General features: G+C 67.3%; 14 protein-coding genes. 3 read left to right on the forward strand and 11 right to left on the reverse strand.

Annotation, left to right across the window (positions count from 1 at the left end; translation table 11 throughout):
• Positions 1 to 54: 54 nt before the first annotated feature.
• Positions 55 to 3549 carry a PKD domain-containing protein gene (locus tag NDI56_RS00975; RefSeq protein ID WP_310917538.1) on the reverse strand — a complete coding sequence of 1165 codons (3495 nt, stop codon included), beginning with the start codon at positions 3547 to 3549 and terminating at the stop codon, positions 55 to 57.
• 343 nt (positions 3550 to 3892) lie between these two features.
• Between NDI56_RS00975 and NDI56_RS00980 the strand changes: the two genes are divergently transcribed.
• Positions 3893 to 4951: an NAD(P)-dependent glycerol-1-phosphate dehydrogenase gene (locus NDI56_RS00980; protein ID WP_310917539.1), complete on the forward strand. Its 1059-nt coding sequence runs from the start codon at positions 3893 to 3895 to the stop codon at positions 4949 to 4951.
• Here the strand turns inward: NDI56_RS00980 and NDI56_RS00985 are convergent.
• Together NDI56_RS00985 and NDI56_RS00990 are read right to left on the reverse strand one after the other, a co-directional pair.
• Positions 4948 to 5433 (reverse strand): NUDIX hydrolase, encoded by a 486-nt coding sequence (locus tag NDI56_RS00985; RefSeq protein WP_310917540.1) that lies wholly within the window; start codon positions 5431 to 5433, stop codon positions 4948 to 4950. The genes NDI56_RS00980 and NDI56_RS00985 overlap by 4 nt on opposite strands.
• Positions 5434 to 5541: 108 nt before the next feature.
• Positions 5542 to 7287, reverse strand: coding sequence for a S9 family peptidase (locus NDI56_RS00990; protein ID WP_310918912.1), 1746 nt, complete (start codon positions 7285 to 7287; stop codon positions 5542 to 5544).
• 133 nt (positions 7288 to 7420) lie between these two features.
• On the opposite strand from NDI56_RS00990, the gene NDI56_RS00995 reads away from it, so the two are divergent.
• Complete coding sequence (locus NDI56_RS00995; RefSeq protein WP_310917541.1) at positions 7421 to 8470, forward strand: glycosyltransferase family 4 protein; 1050 nt, start codon at positions 7421 to 7423, stop codon at positions 8468 to 8470.
• Between the two features lie 10 nt (positions 8471 to 8480).
• Here the strand turns inward: NDI56_RS00995 and NDI56_RS01000 are convergent, their stop codons facing one another.
• The gene (locus NDI56_RS01000) at positions 8481 to 8657 is read right to left on the reverse strand and encodes a hypothetical protein (protein ID WP_310917542.1); all 177 of its coding nucleotides are present in this window, start codon (positions 8655 to 8657) and stop codon (positions 8481 to 8483) included.
• Between the two features lie 114 nt (positions 8658 to 8771).
• Here NDI56_RS01000 and NDI56_RS01005 point away from each other — a divergent pair, with 114 nt between their 5' ends.
• Positions 8772 to 10604, forward strand: a complete 1833-nt coding sequence (locus NDI56_RS01005; protein ID WP_310917543.1) for a DEAD/DEAH box helicase — start codon at positions 8772 to 8774, stop codon at positions 10602 to 10604.
• A gap of 58 nt (positions 10605 to 10662) precedes the next feature.
• On the opposite strand, the gene NDI56_RS01010 is transcribed toward NDI56_RS01005, so the two are convergent.
• The 7 genes from NDI56_RS01010 to NDI56_RS01040 form a co-directional block, all read right to left on the reverse strand.
• Positions 10663 to 11397, reverse strand: a complete 735-nt coding sequence (locus tag NDI56_RS01010; protein ID WP_310917544.1) for a hypothetical protein — start codon at positions 11395 to 11397, stop codon at positions 10663 to 10665.
• Between the two features lie 398 nt (positions 11398 to 11795).
• On the reverse strand, positions 11796 to 14234 hold the full coding sequence (folP, locus tag NDI56_RS01015; protein ID WP_310917545.1) for a dihydropteroate synthase: 2439 nt from the start codon (positions 14232 to 14234) through the stop codon (positions 11796 to 11798).
• Between the two features lie 39 nt (positions 14235 to 14273).
• Positions 14274 to 14921, reverse strand: a complete 648-nt coding sequence (locus tag NDI56_RS01020) for a hypothetical protein (protein WP_310917546.1) — start codon at positions 14919 to 14921, stop codon at positions 14274 to 14276.
• A 46-nt stretch (positions 14922 to 14967) separates the two neighbouring features.
• Entirely contained in the window at positions 14968 to 15495 is a 528-nt protein-coding gene (locus tag NDI56_RS01025) for a hypothetical protein (RefSeq protein WP_310917547.1), read from the reverse strand.
• A gap of 39 nt (positions 15496 to 15534) precedes the next feature.
• Positions 15535 to 16479, reverse strand: a complete 945-nt coding sequence (locus NDI56_RS01030) for a formate/nitrite transporter family protein (protein ID WP_310917548.1) — start codon at positions 16477 to 16479, stop codon at positions 15535 to 15537.
• Positions 16480 to 16549: 70 nt separating this feature from the next.
• On the reverse strand, positions 16550 to 17818 hold the full coding sequence (locus NDI56_RS01035) for a metallophosphoesterase (RefSeq protein WP_310917549.1): 1269 nt from the start codon (positions 17816 to 17818) through the stop codon (positions 16550 to 16552).
• Positions 17819 to 17965: 147 nt separating this feature from the next.
• Positions 17966 to 18541: an HdeD family acid-resistance protein gene (locus tag NDI56_RS01040; protein ID WP_310917550.1), complete on the reverse strand. Its 576-nt coding sequence runs from the start codon at positions 18539 to 18541 to the stop codon at positions 17966 to 17968.
• Between the last annotated feature and the right edge of the window lie 138 nt (positions 18542 to 18679).

The raw sequence follows: 18679 nt of genomic DNA on the forward strand, positions 1-18679 counted from the left end.
CCTACTCTGTCTCGAAAACGTGTCCCGTCCCCCGACGGAACGCCCCTGTAGCGGCTATTTCCCGAGTTGCCAGCGCTTGATGAGTTCGAGTAACTCGGAATGACTGACCGTCTCGCCGTCGGTTCCGGGCACCGTCTCCCCGTGTTGCCAGTACTCGATGGCGTCGAGTATCTCCGAGTCGTCTATGATGCCGTCGTCGTCGCCGTCGATGGCTGCGCTGACGGACTCGACCTCACCCGTGCCGTCCGACTGCTCGCCGAGGGTCGACGTGTCGACCTCCGCGCCGTCGATGTACACCGTGAGGTCATCACTGCTCGACCACGACGTGACCTTGCCGGTGTACCGGTAACTGTCCTGGAAGCTCTTGAGATAGCCCGAAGCGGTCGTGCCGTCGATGGAGTCCGAGCCGCCGCCGTAGAACTTCCCGGCTTCGAGCGTGTCGCTGACCTCGAACTCGTAGGTCTTTTCGACGTCCTCGGTCTCGTCGACGAGGATAGTGTGCGTGTCGACGTGGTCGGACGGGTCGACCGGCTCGCCGTCGATGAAGACGGTGACGCCTTTCCCCCAGAAGTGTTCCAGCCCGCCGCTGTAGACGTAGGTGTCGGCCTCGCCGTCGACCTGGCCGTCCACAGTGGCACTGTCGACGGTGTCGTTGCGCGTGGCGAATCCGTCCTTCGAGACGTCGCTACCAGCTTTGAACCCGTAGGGAACCCCGTTCGGGGCCTCGATGCGAAGCGTCGTCCCGACGGACACGGTCTGCGTCGTAGTCGTCGACACGCCGTCGCTGTCAGTCACTGTCAGCGTGACGTCGTACTCGCCGATCGCGTCGTAGCTGTGAGTGACTGTCCGTCCGGTGGCACTGGCGCCATCTCCGAATGCCCAGTCGAAGGTCACCGCGTCGGCGGTTGATCCCGAGGCCCTGAAGCTGACTGGAGCGTTCGGCCTCGCAGTGGTCGGAGCATCGATAGTAATGTACGAGGAGTCCTCGAGAACCATGCCCGGGAGTTTCGGTGGCATCACGTCGCTCCCACGTTCGACGTTAGTCCCTGTCGCCGACGTCTCCCATGCATGGTCGACGAAGTCACTGCGCTCGGCGTCAGCAGGGACCATCTCGCCACCGCCTTTCAGTCCGTACTGTTCGTTCAGTTCCGTGTTCGTTTTGCCGGTGAGCGCCTCCACGTTGTCTTCGATTTCGTTTACTTCGTCCGGGAGATTCCTCGCCTGACCGAAGTTGAAATGAGAGAGTGTCGAGTTCATACTCTCTGCAACTTCTCGTTCCGAATCGGTGCCGGGGAAGCGACCGTTCCGTCTGGCGGTCTCCATCGGCTCGCTGTCGGGTTGCTGGTAATCGAAATACAGCTTCTTGTCGTCGACTCGAACGCCGCCCGAGTTCGCGTGAGTCTGGGCGAACGACGACGGCTCCGAATCGGGTCCCTGACTCAGTAGGATGCGGTAGTCGAAGAAGGCTGGGAACCCTATTGTCCTGAGGTCGTAGTGGTGCCATAGGTTCCGGTCAGCCCGCCTGTAGGTGTTGTTGTTTAGCCACAGCATAGAGCTCTTATGTATCGTCCCAGCCGGTGCGCTGACGTTCGTTCGCTCGTTGTCCAGCGTACAGTTGGTTACGATGGTCGTCGGTCCGGTACTAACTGCGATGCCGACGGCGAAGTTCTCGACCGTCGTATCTTGGTACATGCAGTTGGCGATCTGATACAGGTTGCTACCCCTGTTGATACCGTACCCGTTGCCGTCGCCGACGAGCCGACAGTCCTTGACCCAGCAGTGGCTCGACCAACTGATGCCGATGCCGTTGCCCCCGGTGAGCCAGTGACCGTCATCACGGTGGATACCGTAGGCAGTGAATCCCTCGATCTTGTTGTAGTCCTCGTACTTGTTGTGACGGAGTTGTCCGGAGTATCGTTGTGGTTTCATCCAGCGGGTTCCGACCCCTGATCCGACCGCGTACGCGGTGTTGTTGGCAAACGAGCGGATGGTAACGAAGCCGTGTGCGACGTGTGTGTCCGTCTCGCCCACGTCCGCGCTACGACCGTCGTTGCGGTTGAACGTCGCCTGTTCTTTGGGGTAGTTCGCCGGAATCATGATACCGTCGCGCATCACGCTGCCCCGGTCGATGCCCGTCTCGTCGAGTGGCATCCCCCAGTAGAAGAACCCGTAGTCCGCGTGGCCCGCGGCGACGTTGTCGTCGACGACGACGCCGGGGCTGTGCATCCAGAAGCCGTGTCCCGAGTGACCGAAATCGTCGATCGGATTCTCCGTGACTTCTGTCTGTCCGCCTTCGTCGGCCCTGTGGGCGACGTGTTGCCCGCTGCCCTCGCTCTTGATGGCGATGTTGCGCTCGAAGGAGCCCTGCTCGTCGCCGGCCTCGGTGACGAAGCCGGCACCGAGGACGTCGTAAGAGACGCAGTCGGTGATGTGTGCGTACGAGTGGTGGTTGACGAACCCCCAGCCGGGCGAGCCGTCGACGGCGCAGCCCCGCACTTCGTGGGGCTCCTTCGAGCGGTCGGCCCCGGTGACGTGAAAGTGCAGGGCGTACCGCGCCTTGGGGTTGGTCCCGGCCGGGTCGTCGACGTGTGGGTTGGTAAACGGCTTCGATTTGTCGGTCCGGCCGAGGTCGTAGAGGCCGGCGTTCTCGACGACGACGCCCTCGCTGGTCATGAGCATCAGGTGGCCACGACGGGGGATATCGGTCGATTCGGACTGGAAGCGGACGCTCCGGGAGAGGTTGGCGACGTGGACGGGGAGGTCGTCTTTCGGCGGGACGTGGTCGTGTTCGAGGCCACTCGCCAGCGAGACCGTGCTCCCGTCGATACCCGTGACAGCCTTTACTTCGTCGGTGTCGGGGTCGTCCACGGGCGCGACGACCACGCGGTCGCCGGGCTGCCAGCCCTCGGGGGCGCTGGCGAGTTCCAGCCGGTCGTCGCCCGACGTCGGGAACGCGGCGAGTTCGGTCCACTCGGTCTTCTCGGCGCCGTGGATCGCCACCTCGCCGACGGTAAGCAGGCCGCGGCTGCGACGGCCGGGGTCGTAGTCGGTGTCGATAGGGCCGCGGTCCAGAAAGGTCGTCGTCGCGGTCGCGTCCGGGCCCACCCGCGACTCCGCGGTCCCGACCTCGAATCGGCTCGCCTCGGTCGTCACGACGGTTTCGACGCGCAGGTGTGAGTCACTGCTCGGGTCGACCCGGTACGTCCCGTCGACGCGGAGCCAGTGGAGCCGGTCGGTGGTGTCCGCGAGCGTGACGGTCACACCGCTCGGGATATGGACTCTGGCGTCCGCACCGGGGACGCCGTTGTCCCAGACGTCCGGGTCCGTCCAGTCGCCGCTGCCGGTCGCCCTGTGGGTGGCCCGCTCGGTCGGGACGAGGTCGATCGCGGGACTGTGGGCGTCTTCACCGGTCTCGACCGCCCGCGACACCCCGACAGTGTCGTCGAACCCGACCGCTCCCATCGCCCCGACGCCGAGCAGTGTACGCAGTACGTCTCGCCGCGAGGTCGGCCCGATACGGCTCGGGCGGCGCGAGTCGCCGTCGGTCATCAGTTTCGCCTCCGGACGAGGGGCCGCTCTTTCGATGTAGGTGTTCGTTCACTCCTCAACACACTGTCCGCCAGTACCGCAATGAGATTTCCGTGCATAGTCGCTTGTCTCCCTGTCGCCGTTCGTCGCGGCCGCTCCCCAGCCCCCCCGAGCTGTGACCCCCACTGGCCCGCGCGATAGTCTCGGCGCGGTTATACGTAATTTAATGTGCTTTATGCAGCAAGTAACTTTCCCCTGTTTTAACAAGCCCCGTCCGGTCGCCTGAACCGGCCACCCAGCGATTTCGGCGGCGGACAGCCGGATAGGACAAACCGTTTTCCCATCCCGGCGAGGAGGTGAGGATATGTTCGATAAATCGACGTGGATTCGCCTTCCGCGCAACGTCGTGGTGGGCCACGGCGTCCTGCCGGAGACACTCGACGCCGTCGAGGAGCTCCATCTCACCGGGCGGCCGCTGGTCGTCTCCAGTCCGACGCCGTACGACGTGGCGGGCACTCGGGTCATCGAGCAGTTCGCCGACGCGGGGTACGACCCGGACAAGATCATCATCGACGAGGCCAGTTTCGACGCCGTTCAGGCGGTCATCGCCTACGCCGAGGAGACCGACGCCGGCTTCCTGCTGGGCGTCGGCGGCGGGAAAGCCATCGACATCACGAAGATGGCGGCCGATCACCTCGGCCTGGGGTTCGTCTCGGTCCCCACGGCGGCCAGCCACGACGGCATCGTCTCGGGCCGAGGTTCGGTCCCCGAGAAAGACACCCGCCACAGCGTCGCCGCGGAGCCGCCACTCGCCGTGGTCGCCGACACCGAGATTCTCGCACAGGCCCCCTGGCGGCTGACGACGGCCGGCTGTGCCGACATCATCTCGAACTACACCGCCGTCCGCGACTGGGAACTGGCCCACCGGCTGAAGAACGTCCACTACTCCGAATACGCCGGCGCGCTCTCCCAGATGACGGCGGAGATGCTCGTGGAGAACGCCGACTCGATCAAGCGGAACCTGGAGGAGTCGTCGTGGATCGTCGTGAAGGCGCTCGTCTCCTCGGGCGTGGCGATGTCGATTGCGGGCTCCTCGCGCCCGGCCAGCGGCGCGGAACATCTCTTTTCTCACCAGCTGGACCGCATCGCCCCCGGCGCGGCCCTGCACGGCCACCAGGTCGGCGTCGGCGCCATCATGACCGAGTACCTCCACACCGGACCGCAGGGACGCTGGCGAGACGTGCGCGACGCGCTGGCGGCCATCGGCGCACCGACGACGGCGGCGGACCTGGACATCGACCGCGAGACGGTCATCGAGGCACTGACGACGGCCCACGAGATACGCGACCGCTACACCATCTTGGGCGACGGGATGAGCGAAGAGGCCGCCATCGAAGCGGCGACGGTGACGGGCGTCGTCTAGACGAACTCGCCGACGGCGTCCGGGTTGGCGTCCCAGCGGACCTCGTCACCGTCCGGTTCGTCGGTGTCGACGACCTCGGCGGTAAACACCACGCTGAGTCGGTACACCGTCGACGCGGCCTCGTCGTCGCTGTTTCTGATGCCGTGGATGTTGGCGCTGACGGCGTCGGTCACGGTGCAGTCGACGTCGGCGGCGTCCCTGACGATACGTTTGACCGCCGCCGAGAGCCGTTCGTCCGGCTCGGTCTGTCCGTGCGGGACCATCCACTCGCCGTCGCCCTCACGCAACAGCACGGCGCCGTCGTCGTCGCGGACCACCGCCCGAACGTCGAGCTGGCCGTCCTGTGATTTCTCCAGTGCCCGCTGGTACCGCTCGCTCCCCACCTCGAAGGTCGTCTGTGTGACCTCCGGCGGGCCGAACTCCTCTTCGAGTCGCGTCAACCGCTCCTCGACTCGCGACCGAGAGCGGCTGGCTACGTCCATGCCTGCCCGTCGCTTCCGACTGATATAAAGCCAGCCACTCGTTTTCAGCGTCTGAAGCCGCCGCTCGTAGCCGGTAGCGCCCCTCACTCGCGATAGCCGACGGCGAGTTTACACGTGCTCGTCGAGGAACGCGACGACCCGAGTGTAGGCCGCGATGCGGTTCTCGCGCTTGCTGATTCCGTGACCCTCGTCGTCGAAGACCATCGTCTCGACGGGGACACCGTGGGAGCGGACCTCCGCGGCGATCTGCTCGGCCTCCCCGACCGGGACCCGCGGGTCGTTCGCGCCGTGGAGAACGAACAGCGGCGCCGTAATCTTCTCGGCGCTGTTGATCGGCGAGATGGATTCGAGCAAGTCGCGGTCGTCGTCGAGCGAGCCGTACTCCGCCTCCCGGAGCTCGCGGCGCCACTCGCCGGTGTTTTCGAGGAACGTGACGAAGTTCGCGATGCCGACAACGTCCACGCCGGCGGCCCAGAGGTCGGGGTACTCCGCGAGTGCCGCGAGCACCATGAACCCGCCGTAGGACCCGCCCATCGCGACGACGCGGTCGGGGTCGACGGCGGGGTGGTCGTGGAGCCATCGCACCCCCGCCCGGAGGTCCTTCACCGAGTCCATCCGCTTCTCCACGTCGTCGAGACGGGTGTAGGCCTTCCCGTAGCCCGTCGACCCTCGCACGTTCGGTTCGAGGACGGCGTACCCTCGCGAGAGGAAGTACTGCGTGAGCCCGGCAAAGGAGGGGCGGCGCTGGCTCTCGGGGCCGCCGTGGATGTCGACGATGACCGGCGTCTCCCCGTCGCCGTCGGCCCCCGGCGGCAGCGAGAACAGCGCCGGAATCTCGCGGCCGTCGAAGCTCTCGAAGCGGACGACCTCGGGCTCGACGAACGTCCCGGCCGGGATGCCCGCCGTCGAGGCGCGGGTCCAGCGCTCGCTCTCGCCGGTCGCCGTCTCGACGACGAAGACGTTCGTGTTGACCGTGCGACCGGTGACGCTGAGCGCGAAGCGGTCGGCGTCGGGGCTCCAGGCGACGCCCCCGGCGAGTCCGCCGGGCAGCTCCGGCGTTGGGAACGTCTCGACGGCCGTCGGGCCGTCGAACGCGCCCACGGTAATCTCGTTGTACCCCTCGACGTTGCGGGAGTAGGCCAGCCGGCCGCTCTCCTGGTCGACGGCGACGCCGTCGATGTTCCACTCGCCCCCGCCGCGGACGACGTCGAGATCCCCCGACAGCGAGAGCCGAGCGAGTTCGAGCGTGTCGCTCTCGGCGTCGGTGACCAGATACAGCGCCTCCCCGTCCGGCCCCCACGAGACGCTGGCGTACCGAACCGACCCGTCGTGGGGCGTGAGATGGGTCCGCTCGCCCGACTCGACATCGAGGACGTAGACGTCCTGGTCGAAACTGGAGTGGGTCTCGCTGAGAGCGAGTCGGTCACCGTCGGGCGAGAAGCCGTCGACGCTGAACCAGCCGTCGCCCTCGTAGACCAGTTCGGCGTCGTCGCCGGCGTCCTCCCGCGACTGCACGTACACGTCGAACACCGCCTCGTCCCGGCGGTTGGACGCGAACGCGAACCGGTCGCCGTCGGGCCCCCAACCGCCCCAGCGGTGTTTCGCGTCGGGCATCCCGGTCAACGCCGCGACCGTGCCGTCCTCGTCGTCGAGCCGGTACAGCTGCGTTCGCTCGTTGCCCCCCTCGTCCATCCCGAAGGCGAGTTCGGCCCGCGTCGGCGAGTAGGAGACGAAGCCGACGGGCTCGTCGTAGAACGTGCGCTGTTCGGGCCACGCGCCCGGCTCGTCGAGCGTCCATATCTGTCCCACCCCGGTCGTGTTCAGCAGAAAGGCCAGCCGGCCGTCGGGCCCCATCGACGCGCCGTAGGCGCTCCGGACGTTGAGATACCGTTCGAGGTCGTACACGCTCGCTCGAAGGGGTGGCGAGAGCAAAACGCTTTGCCGGCGAACGGGTGGGTTTTTGAGCACACCCGTCGTGTACTGCGGTATGCGTGTCGCGGTCGTCGCTATGGAGACGAGTCACCACCGGGACACAGCGGGCCGGCGACACCTCGACCGGCTCGCCGCGAACCTCGCCGACGCCGGCCACGAGGTGTCCGTCTTCTGTGCCCAGTGGTGGGGCGGCAACGCGACGCAGTTCGCACCCGACGATATCACCTACCGCGCGGTCACCGTCTCGCCGACCGAGCCCTCGTTCTGTACGCGCCTGCCGGCGTTGCTGGCGAAGTACCGCCCCGACGTCGTCCACGCCGTCCCGACGCCGTCGTCGGTGCTGCGCGCGGCCAACGCCGGCGCCAAACTCGCCCGCGCACCGCTGGTCGTCGAGTGGTACGGCGACCACGAGCGGACGGTCTCCGACCGCGCGCTCGGGACCGCAGACCGGTTCGTCACCCCCTCGGAACTCGTCCAGACGCGGCTCTGGGAGGCCGGCGCGGGGAGCGACCGGACGACGGTCATCCCGGAGAGCATCGACATGGACCTCGTTCGCGAAGTCGAGCCCGCCGAGGAGGTCGACGTGGTGTACGCCCACCCGCTGGACGAGAGCGCCAACATCGAATCGCTGTTTCTCGGGCTGGCCGAACTCCGACAGCGGGGCTGGTCCGCGACGGTCGTCGGCGACGGCCCCGAACGCGGGGCCTACGAGCAGGAGGCCGCCGATCTGCGCATCGAAGACCGCGTCGAGTTCGTCGGCGAGTGTGACCGCGAGCGCCGCCTCGCTATCTACAAGGGCGCGCAGGTGTTCGTCCAGACGGCCTTCCGCGAACAGTTCGCGACGGAGCTGCTGTGGGCGCTGGCCTGTGGCTGTATCGCCGTCGTCGAGTATCAGGCCGAGTCGAGCGCCCACGAACTCGTCGAACACCGCGACCGGGACTTCCGCGTGACGACGCCACAGGAGATCGCCGACAGCATCGTCGAGTCCGCCGGGATGGACCACCGCACCGTCGACGAGTCGCTGGCCGAATACGACCACGCGGCGGTGACCGAGCGGTACGAGGCGCTCTACGAGCGACTGGTCGACGAGCGAGGGCTGTTCTGAGGGGCGCAGCTCACTGCAAATACAGGTAGAGGACAGAGAACGCGATTCCGGCCAGCCCGGCCTGCAGTACCGCCTCGAACAGCCCGCCGTCGAAGAGAAGCAGCTGGATCGCCCCCCAGACGAGGACCCACGCGACGGTGGTTACGGTGGTGAAAACCCAGGGGTTCCGCATGGATAGCTCGGGCACAGCGGACCGTTGTCGAGCGACCGGGAAAACTCCGGGGTCGACGCGGCGCGAGCGCTCGGTGACCGACCCGGGCAGACGAAACTCGTTTTGTCCGTCCGGCCCCAGACGCCTGTAGTGACCACCGACACCGACGACGCCCGCCTCGAACTCGACGCGGTGTACGACGCCATCGACGCTGTTGGCCGCCCCCATCTGACGGCGACCGAACTCTCCCGCAAGACCGACCTCACGCCCGACGAGGCCCGCGACGCGCTGGAAGCGCTGGCCGAGACCGGCGAGATACAGCGCCAGGACGTGACCGAGGTCGAGTCGGTGTGGTACCCGACCGACGTGGCGGAAGTGACCGACCGCGAGCGCGTGGTTCTGTTTCCGGACCGTCGCGAGGTCGTCGTCGAGCACCCCGACCAGTTCACGCGGGCCCAGCTCTCGCAGTTCGCCCGACTGGGGGACAGCAATCGCTCTGGCGGCTACGTCTACGAGCTGCGCGAGGCCGACATCTGGGCCGCGCCCCACGAGAGCCTCGACGACCTGCTCGCCACCATGCGGGACGTGCTGGGCGAGCGGTCGACCCATCTGGAGGAGTGGGTGACGAGCCAGTGGGAGCGGGCCCGGAAGTTCCGCCTCTACACGCACGAGGACGGCTACGTCGTCCTCGAAGCCGAGAGCGACGAGCTGATGGGCAACGTCGCCCGACCGAAACTCGACGACGACCTCCTCCGGGCGCCCATCTCCGACTCGGAGTCGTGGGTCGACGAGGACGCCACCGCACAGGTCAAGCGGACGCTGTACGAGGCCGGCTACCCGGTGCGTGACGACCGCGAGCTGGCGACGGGCGAACCGCTCGACGTGGAGCTTCGCCTCCGGCTGCGGGACTACCAGGCCGACTGGGTCGAGCGGTTCACCGAACAGGGCTCCGGCGTGTTCGTCGGCCCGCCGGGGTCCGGCAAGACGGTGGCGGCGATGGGCGCGATGGCCGCCGTCGGCGGCGAGACGCTGATTCTGGTCCCCTCGCGCGAGCTGGCCACGCAGTGGCGCGACGAACTCGTGCGCCACACGACCCTCTCCGACGACGACATCGGCGAGTACCACGGCGGCGAGAAGGAGATTCGACCCGTCACCATCGCGACCTACCGCACGGCGGGGATGGACCGCCACAGGAAGCTGTTCGACCAGCGCAAGTGGGGGCTCATCGTCTTCGACGAGGTCCACCACGTCCCGGCACCCATCTACCGCCGGAGTGCGAACCTCCAGACCAAACACCGACTCGGGCTGACGGCGACGCCAACTCGCGAGAGCGACGACGAGGAGGAGATTTTCACGCTCGTCGGCCCGCCCATCGGCACCGACTGGGGGAAGCTGTTCGACGAGGGGTACGTCGCCGAGCCGGAGGTCGAGATACGGCTGGTGCCGTGGGGCACCGACGGCGAGCGCACCGAGTACGCCGCCACCTCGGGCCACGACCGCCGGCAGGCCGCGGCCGGGAACAGCGGGAAGATAGACGAGATACGCTACACGCTGGCCGAGCATCCCGAGGCCAAAGCCCTCGTCTTCGTCGAGTATCTGGACGACGGCGACGCCATCAGCGAGGCCATCGACGCGCCCTTCGTCAGCGGCGAGACGCGCCACGCCGAGCGCGAGCGGCTGTTCGACGCGTTCCGTCGCGGCGAACAGGACACGCTGGTGGTCTCCCGCGTGGGCGACGAGGGTATCGACCTGCCCGACGCCGAACTCGCCGTCGTGGCCTCGGGACTGGGCGGCTCCCGCCGACAGGGCGCCCAGCGGGCCGGCCGGACGATGCGGCCCGCCGGCGACGCGAAGATGGTCGTGTTGGCGACCCGCGGGACGACCGAAGAGGACTTCGTCCGCCGGCAGATGCGCCATCTCGCCTCGAAGGGGATTCAGGTCACCGAACAGGAGGCCGCGGCGGTGGAGTCGGGGACCGACTGACACGGGTGCCCGTGGGAGGAGCGCCACTCGCGTGGTCCCGTCGGTGGCGACCGCCCGCTCAGACGGCGGGGCTCACCTCTATCCCGAACCCGACCTCATCGATATCAGTCTCCAGCGGGAAGCTGTTGTACTCCCCCTGGAAACTGACCGTTCGTGTCTCGCCGCCGTCTATCTGGACGGTCTGTTCGTCGAGAACCGTCCCGTCACCGGTGCCACCGCTCTGTACCAGTTCCACGTCGACGTCGCCGCTGCCCCCCTCGTTCGTCACGTCTGCCTCCACCTCGGCGGGCCACAGACGGAACCCGTACGCCCGATACCTGTCCTCTCTCGTCGCGCTTATCTCCACAGTTCGGCGCTCGTTCTCGTCGAAGTAGAGGCGCTGCTGTCCGGCCTGCGTAGCGTTGAACGACCACGGAGAGGTCGAGGTGTCCGGCATCAGTACAAGGGTGATCCCGACGTTGCCGGCCGTCCCCGTGTTCTGTACTGTGGCGGAGAAGTCGTAGAAATCACCGCTCCGTTGCTCGCTATCTATCGAGACGGCCTCTGGCTCAGGCATCCGCTCCGCCGAAACGACGGGGTCGACGGTGAGCTCGCCGAAGTCAAATTCCGCGTCCTCTGTGCTGTCGGTGGTCGGACCGGTAGTCACGTCACTCGCGTCCTGCACGTCGGGGTCCTGTGGGGCGTAGTCCTGACTGTCGACCACGCCGTCGCCGTCCGAGTCCTGTACCTCGTCCTCGCCGCTCGAACAGCCAGCGACGCCCGCCAGGCCCACGCCTGCTGCCGTAGATAGCATCTGTCTCCGGGTTACAATGTAGTCATCTGCCATATGGTGTACTCACTCCGATTTTATTTACAGTTTTCTGTGATAACTGAGAAATAGGAGGATATTATATTTATATGATAAATCTGCAAAATGCGAAACCGCTCCGAAAGTGTTCTACTCGTCGAATGTAGCAACCGGTTCAAATTATATAGTATTACTTGAAATAAAAGAATGCATAGATAATCCGGTCCCGTGGGATATCACGACCACTACCCCGCCGCAAGTGCGGGGCACAGGTGGGTGATGCGACCTGGTGACGGGTCGCCGCGTCCATCGATTCGCGGTCAGCGACGCTCGCATCGGCCTCGACCGAGCGGACACAGTCACCGTCTGGCACTGCGGGAACTGCGAACTCGGCGTGCCCCAGGTTACTCGCCGACCCCGTCGGGGTTCGCCGCCGCGTTCGCGACGTTGACCGCGGCGACGTTCTCGGCCACGTCGTGGACCCGTATCACGTCTGCCCCCCGCTCCGTGGCCATGGTCGTCCCCGCTATCGTCGCTTCCAGACAGTCACCGGGTCGCTCCCCGACCAGCCCGAACAGCGACTTGTGGGAGTGGCCGACCAGAATCGGACAGCCAAGCGCCCGGAACTCCCCGATGCGGTCGAGCAGCTCGAAGCTCTCGGCGGGGGACTTCCCGAAGCCGATGCCGGGGTCGACGAGAATCTGCTCGCGGTCCAGCCCGGCTTTCTCCGCCAGCAGGACCCGCTCGGTGAGTTCGTCGATGACGTCCCCGACCACGTCGTCGTAATGGATGTCGCTGTCCGGATCGACGGGGGTCTCGATGGAGTGCATCACGACGACCGGCACGTCGTGGTCGGCGGCGACCAGTCTCATCTCGGGGTCTTCCAGCCCGGACACGTCGTTGAGGATGTCCGCACCGGCGTCGAGGGCCGCCCGGGCGACCGCGGCCTTCCGGGTGTCGACGGAGACGGCCACGTCGGTCTCGGACAGCGCCTCGATGACCGGGACGACCCGCTCGATTTCGTCCTCGACCGGGACCGGGTCGGCGCCCGGGCGCGTCGACTCCCCGCCGATGTCGAGGATGTCCGCGCCGTCTTCGACCATCGACTCGGCGCGTGCGACCGCGTCCTCGACGGCGTTGTACTCCCCGCCGTCGTGGAAGGAGTCGGGCGTGATGTTGAGGATGCCCATCACCGCGGTGCCGTCGCTCCACGGGTAGTCGGCCCCGGCAGCCGGCTGCCGGATGTCCAGCGCCTCCCTGAGCTCGTCGGAAAAGGTCGAGAGCCCGTAGGGCTGGCCGTCCAGCTTGTCCGCGAGGCGTTTGAACTGCGCCATCGTCCCCATCATGACGATGTCGACGCGTTCCTCGGCCTGGTCGTTCAGGCCCGAGACGGCACACTCCCCGCCGAGCGAGAGGAGTTCCTCCTTGAGATACTGGGCCTGTCGGGGCTGGACGCGGGTCCGCAGCACTCGGTGGACGGCCTTCCCCCGCATCCGCCACGCGCCGGCGCTGGTGACGTGGGCGGCCTCGATAGTCTCCCTGGCTTCGGGAATCGAATCCACGTCCTTGGGCACCACCGGCCGTGTCCAGCGGGTCCGCGCCTCGCGAACGGCGTACAGCGAGCCGGTGACGAGAACCGCGTCGCCCTCGTCGGCGGCGTCGAGGGCCATCCCGACGGCGCCGGCCACGTCCGAACGAGTCCGCACCTCCGCGTCGGTCCCCTCGCGCAGCGCCTCGGCCAGCACGTCGGGGCTCTCGGCCCGGTCGACGTTCGGACGACAGGCGACAGCGTGGCCGGCGTCGGCGAGTTCGGCGGCGATGGCCGCGTGGTCCTTGTCCACCATCGCGCCCAGCACGACGTGGAGGTCGTCGTAGTCGAAACTCCCCAGCGTCTCCACGGTCCGTTCGAGCCCGCCGGGGTTGTGCGCCCCGTCGAGCACCACCAGTGGCGACTCGCCCATCACTTCGAAGCGGCCGGGCCAGTGGGCGTTTCGCAGGCCGCGCTCGATGTCGGTTCGGGACACGTCGGCGACCTGTCTGGCGAGCGTCGCGGCGATACCCGCGTTGTGGGCCTGGTGTGCCCCCAGCAGCGGGAGATGCGTGTCGACGGCCCAGTCGGGCCCCTCGATGCCGACGGCGGCCTCCAGTCCGTCACGGCCGCCGTAGCTGACGTGGACCTCCGACTCCTCGCCGTCGCCGACGGTAACCACGTCGCCGGCCTGTTCGCGGACGGCGGCGAGCGCGTCGCCGGTCGCGCCGGTCACCAGCGGTCGGTCGGCGGGCGCGACGTGGGCCTTGTCCGTGGCGATCTCCTCGACGGTATCGCCCAGAATGTGGGTGTGTTCGAGCGTGACACTGGTCACCGCGCTGGCGACGGGGTCGACGACGCTGGTGGCGTCGTACTTCCCGCCGATGCCGACTTCGAGGACGGCGACGTCGACGTCCTGTCGGTCGAACTCCCAGAAGGCGAAGGCGGTCAGCGTCTCGAAGAAGGTCGGCGACGCCCCCTCGGCGCCACAGTCGGTGATGTACTCGCGGACCCCCTCGACGAACTCGACGACGGCGGCCTCGGGCACCTTGCGGCCGTTCACGCGGATGCGCTCGCGGACGTCGTCGAGATGCGGCGAGGTGTAGAGGCCGACGTCGAGTCCGGCCTCCCGGAGCGTGCGTTCGAGCATCCGGGCGGTCGACCCCTTCCCGTTGGAGCCGGCGACCTGTACACAGCGTGGTCCCTCCTGTGGGTCGGACAGCGCAGACAGCAGGCTCCGCGTGGCGTCGGTGCCGGCCCGCGAATCGAACCGGCGCAACTCGAAGAGGAAGTTCGCGGCCTCGTGGAACTCCATGCCCGGAGTTTCGGAGCCGCCCGCTTTAGGTTGTCGGACCTACGCCTCGCCCTCGCCGCCCTGCACCCAGCGGACGACGGCACCGGTCACCGCGAGGAAGGCGACCCCCAGCAGCGGTGCCGCGTCGACCGACTCGCCCGGCCGCGGTTCCGCGTCGCTCGGCTCGGCCTCCTCGGCGGCCGTCTCCGGCTCGCTCGTCGGCGTCGTCTCTCTGGTCGTCCACTCCACGTCCGACCGGTCCTCGGTCCGGCCCCGCGGCTCCTCGGTGGCCGACTCCGGTTCGACGGCGGTCGGGTCCGTCGGCGGCGCTGGCGTCGACGGCTCCGTCACAGCCGGTTCGTCGACGGTGTCGAGACCGGTCGCGGGCGGCGGCGTCTCTGCCCCCTCGTCGTCGCCCTTCCGGCGCAGATACACCCAGATACCGACCGTCGCGATGCCGAGTGCGACCATCGAGACGCCCAGACCGAGCAGGCCGTAGGTCTTCACCATCGAAGCCTTCTCCTCGTCGACGACATCCGTATCCGGAACCCTGTCGAGCAGGCCGCCGTCGTCTGCCGTCGTCGGCGGCGCTGTCTCGTCGCTGTCGGCATCGCCGTCCCCGGCGACCTCGACGCCCGGTACCGCGCCCACGAGGCGCGCGAGGCGGGGCGACTCGACGTCGGCCCGGTAGAGAGTGACTCTGCTCATACCCGAGGTGACGGCCGGCCGAGATAAAAAGCCGCCTGCTGTGGGGCTACCGCTCCCGCTCGACTTCGCGTTCCGATGGGGACTCGGCGTCGCCGCGGTCAGCGGACCCGATGTCCGGAACCCGTCGGTCGGTCTCTTCGTCCAATAGCCGGTGGAGCTTCGCTTCGAGCTCCCGCTCGGAGAGCTCCCCCTCGACGTAGCGCTCGGTGAGCGCGGCCCGCTTGTCCTCGACCGTCGGCTCCAGCCGGTCGCCGAGGCCGAGCGCTCGGAGCGGCGGCACGGCGGCCTCCAGCCCGTACAGGACGTTCGCCGCGCGCTGGCTTCGCGGGAGCGAGGGGAGCGACGCCCGGCTGGCGAGCGTCGAGAGGAGCGCGGCGGCGGCGACGAGCGTCAGTCCCCCGAGGAGGAGCGTCCCGAGCAGGAACCCGCCGACGGTGAGGACGAGCGGCCCACCGGTCACCAGCGTGGAGACGGTGGCGAGGACGCCGACGACGGCGACGCCGACGGTCCCGAGCCCGGACAGCACCGTGGCGGCAAACAGCAGCCAGTGGCGGTTGTCGGAGAGCCAGCTCACAGCCGTAGTAGCCCGTGTCAACTCAAATGCGTTTGGACATCACTCGCGGTCCCTTCGGGAGGGGACGTACGACCTGTCGCCGCCGAGCCCGCCCAGCAGCCACTCGCGAGTCGAGAGCGGGCGAATATCGCTGACGCGTGCCGTCGCCACCCGGCGTTCGGTCGTCTGGAAGTAGTTGACGACCGTCACGAGCACGACACCGCCGATGGAGTTGCCGAGCAACACCGGCAGGACGAACTCGGTGACGCCGACCGCGAGCGCGAGCTCCCCCTCGAAGACGAGAAACAGCATCTCGGTCCAGGAGACGACGACGTGATAGAGGCTCCCGAAGGGGATGGCGAGAAAGGAGAGGTACACCATCGTGATGCGCGCGATACCGTCCCGCAGCGAGTAGTCGACCCAGACGACGCCGGCGACGATGAGCCCGGCGAACACCGCCTTTGCGAACAGCGCCCACCACGGCGCTTCGATGGCTTCGACGGCGAACCCCTCCGCCGCCGTCGCCGCGGCGGGCGAGAGGACGCCCGTCGACGAGAGCGCGGCCGCGCCCAGTGCGCCCCCCAGAAAGTTCCCCAGAAGTACGAGCCCCCAGATACGGGCCAGCGTGGGGAAGCTGGCGATGCGTTCGAGGACGAGCGTGACCGGCGGCAGCGTGTTCTCCGTGTACAGCTCGTAGTCACCGAGGATGATGAATATAAAGCCCAGCGGGTACAGCAGCGCGCTCAGAATCGGGTCCCCGCCCGTACTCGCCGTCAGCGAGGCATAGAGGAGGAAGGTGACCGTGATGGCAAAGCCCGCGGCGAGCCCGCCGGCCACCAGCTTCCGGGGTCGTGCGGTAATCTCGTCGTCGGCCGCCACGACGATGCGCTGGAATATCTCGTTCGAGGAGAAGCGGTCGCGGATAACGTGGCCGCCAGCCGGCGCGCCGCTTTCCGAGTGGTCCGCGGTACCGCGGAGACGCGACTCGCCGTCGGTGTCGTCCATGCCGCATTATTGACATTCAAATGACAACTGTCTTTCGAGTGGTTGCCCCGGTGTGGTACGGACTCGTGGTTCAGCGCTCGAAGACGCTCTCTTCGGGGATCTCTGACTCCCGGCCGGGCCGTTTCGAGACGAGGCGTTCCAGCACTGAGAGCTCCGACGGGTTCGCCTTGTCGACTTCGTCGTACTCCACGAGTACTGCCCCGTCTTCGGCCCTGAGACGGACGTAGCTCAGTCTGAACGACGGGTGGAACACGGGCGGGAGGAGCCCGAGCCGGGTGGCTGTCGGCGTGAACCGCTTGAGCCACGTCCCGGTGTTGATGACCGCACGACCGTCGAGCCGCCGGACGGACGCACGGTGCGTGTGGCCGTAGACGAACGCCGCCACGTCGGGGTTCGCCTCGAACACCGACCGCGCGCGGTCGAGATACGGGTCGGTCCGTTCCGGGAGTCCGAACAGGCCAAACCGGCCGAGCGTCGTCCGAACGTCGCGGACGTAGACGTACAGCGGCACCGCGAGAACGGCAAGCAACGCGGTGACCGCGATGTTGACGGCGATGACCGCATCGAGGAGCGAGCCGACGACGCCGAGCTCGAACAGCAGGTCGTGGACCGCCAGCAGCGGCGCCGACCAGACACCAGTCACGGCGAGCAGGACCACCAGGAGATAGCCCAGACTGACGTTGAACGTGAGCAGGAACGGGAGCGAGGCGTAGCGCAACAGCGGGTTCATCTCCCGGTAGAAGTAGTTCGAGACGACCCACTCGGGAATCCGCTCCATGGGCGTCACGGACTGGATATCCCTGAGCCAGTTGTACCGCCCACGGTCGGACAGCTGCCCGGCTTTGCTCGTGAAGTGCCGGTTGACGAAGTAGCCCAGCGGGTTCGCGTAGGGGTTCCCGAAGTCCGGAATCCGATTGTGCCCGTCCTCCTGCATCCCGTGTTCGATCCAGACGTCGTGCTCGCCGACAGAGCGGGTGATAGTCACGTCCTGTTCGAGGGTCACGTTCCACTCGGCGAGCCGCTCGACGTACTCGTCGTGTGCTGCCAGTTCGTAGTCGTGGTTCCCCGGGATGATGGTAATCTGGACGTTCTCGCCGGTCGCCCGCAGCTGCTCGAACAGCTCGGGGTAGCGCTCCAGCAGCGCGTCGAACTTCGCCATCCCCTCGAGCTCGGTGAACTCCCAGAGGCCGAACGTGTCGCCGTTGATGATGAGCTCGGCGTCCTCGTCGGTTGTTTCGAGCCGTTCGAGAAACCCGAGGAGCTCCGGCTCGAACTGCACGTCGCGCAACGCCTCGTCGCCGCCGATGTGCAGGTCGCTGATGAAGTAGTAAGTCGTCATCGGACGGTCCGTCTCCGCGGTGCTGTCGGCACTGAGCGCCGTCTCGATATTAGGCGTACTGACCGGGTTCGTACCAGCTCCCTACGCCGGAGAGACCCGACCGCCGATACAAACCGTCGTTCGCGAGACGCCGTAGCGTGGTCGGGGTTACCCGGCCGCTTCCGCGGGCGTCTCGGCGCTGGTCGCTTCTCGGGTCGTCCGGCCGTGCATAATCATCGAGAGGCCGGTGACCAGCAGATCCACGCCGAAGAGGACCCCGACGGCCCACAGCGCCGACGCCGGAAATCCGACCAGCAACATCCCGGCCAGCAGCAAGGAGACCACGCCGCTGATGCCGAGCCAGACGCGGCTCCCCTCGCCGGTGACCGCCCAGACCAGCTGGAGGATACCCTCGGCGGCGAAGAAGGCGATGACGAGGACCGTCAGCGTCGTCAGTCCGAGTATCGGGTTCGAGAGAATCGAGATGCCGACGAAGCCGTAGACGACGCCCAGCAGGACCTGCCAGACGACGCTTCTCGCACTGCCCGCGGAGAACGCCGCCGCGACGTGGACCAGTGCGCCCACGACCAGCGCCGCCCCGAGCAGGATGGAGAGGGCGATTCCCGTAATGAAGGGCGTAAACAGCGCGAGTACCCCCAGTAGCGCCAACAGGGCACCACCCACGATACCGCCTCGCTGTAACTGTGCCTGCATCGACTCGTTGGTTGTAGATTCTGTAGCCATTGGGACCACTAGGTGGTACTGAGGGCTATCCGACAGGAAAAGCGTAGTCTCGGAGTTCGAGCGGGATGCTACCAGTTCACGCTCGGTGTGACTGCCGGAACTGTTCGGTTCGGGCCGGTCTGAGTGCCACCGAGTGGA

The organism is Halomicroarcula saliterrae, assembly GCF_031624395.1.
Taxonomy (GTDB): Archaea; Halobacteriota; Halobacteria; order Halobacteriales; family Haloarculaceae; genus Haloarcula; species Haloarcula saliterrae.

Excerpts from the sequence above, each read along its gene's own strand:
- NDI56_RS00975 (WP_310917538.1), bottom strand. The coding sequence starts at position 3,549 with ATGACCGACGGCGACTCGCGCCGCCCGAGCCGTATCGGGCCGACCTCG.
- NDI56_RS00980 (WP_310917539.1), top strand. The coding sequence starts at position 3,893 with ATGTTCGATAAATCGACGTGGATTCGCCTTCCGCGCAACGTCGTGGTG.
- NDI56_RS00985 (WP_310917540.1), bottom strand. The coding sequence starts at position 5,433 with ATGGACGTAGCCAGCCGCTCTCGGTCGCGAGTCGAGGAGCGGTTGACG.
- NDI56_RS00990 (WP_310918912.1), bottom strand. The coding sequence starts at position 7,287 with ATGGGGCCCGACGGCCGGCTGGCCTTTCTGCTGAACACGACCGGGGTG.
- NDI56_RS00995 (WP_310917541.1), top strand. The coding sequence starts at position 7,421 with ATGCGTGTCGCGGTCGTCGCTATGGAGACGAGTCACCACCGGGACACA.
- NDI56_RS01010 (WP_310917544.1), bottom strand. The coding sequence starts at position 11,397 with ATGCTATCTACGGCAGCAGGCGTGGGCCTGGCGGGCGTCGCTGGCTGT.
- folP (WP_310917545.1), bottom strand. The coding sequence starts at position 14,234 with ATGGAGTTCCACGAGGCCGCGAACTTCCTCTTCGAGTTGCGCCGGTTC.
- NDI56_RS01020 (WP_310917546.1), bottom strand. The coding sequence starts at position 14,921 with ATGAGCAGAGTCACTCTCTACCGGGCCGACGTCGAGTCGCCCCGCCTC.
- NDI56_RS01030 (WP_310917548.1), bottom strand. The coding sequence starts at position 16,479 with ATGGACGACACCGACGGCGAGTCGCGTCTCCGCGGTACCGCGGACCAC.
- NDI56_RS01035 (WP_310917549.1), bottom strand. The coding sequence starts at position 17,818 with ATGACGACTTACTACTTCATCAGCGACCTGCACATCGGCGGCGACGAG.
- NDI56_RS01040 (WP_310917550.1), bottom strand. The coding sequence starts at position 18,541 with ATGGCTACAGAATCTACAACCAACGAGTCGATGCAGGCACAGTTACAG.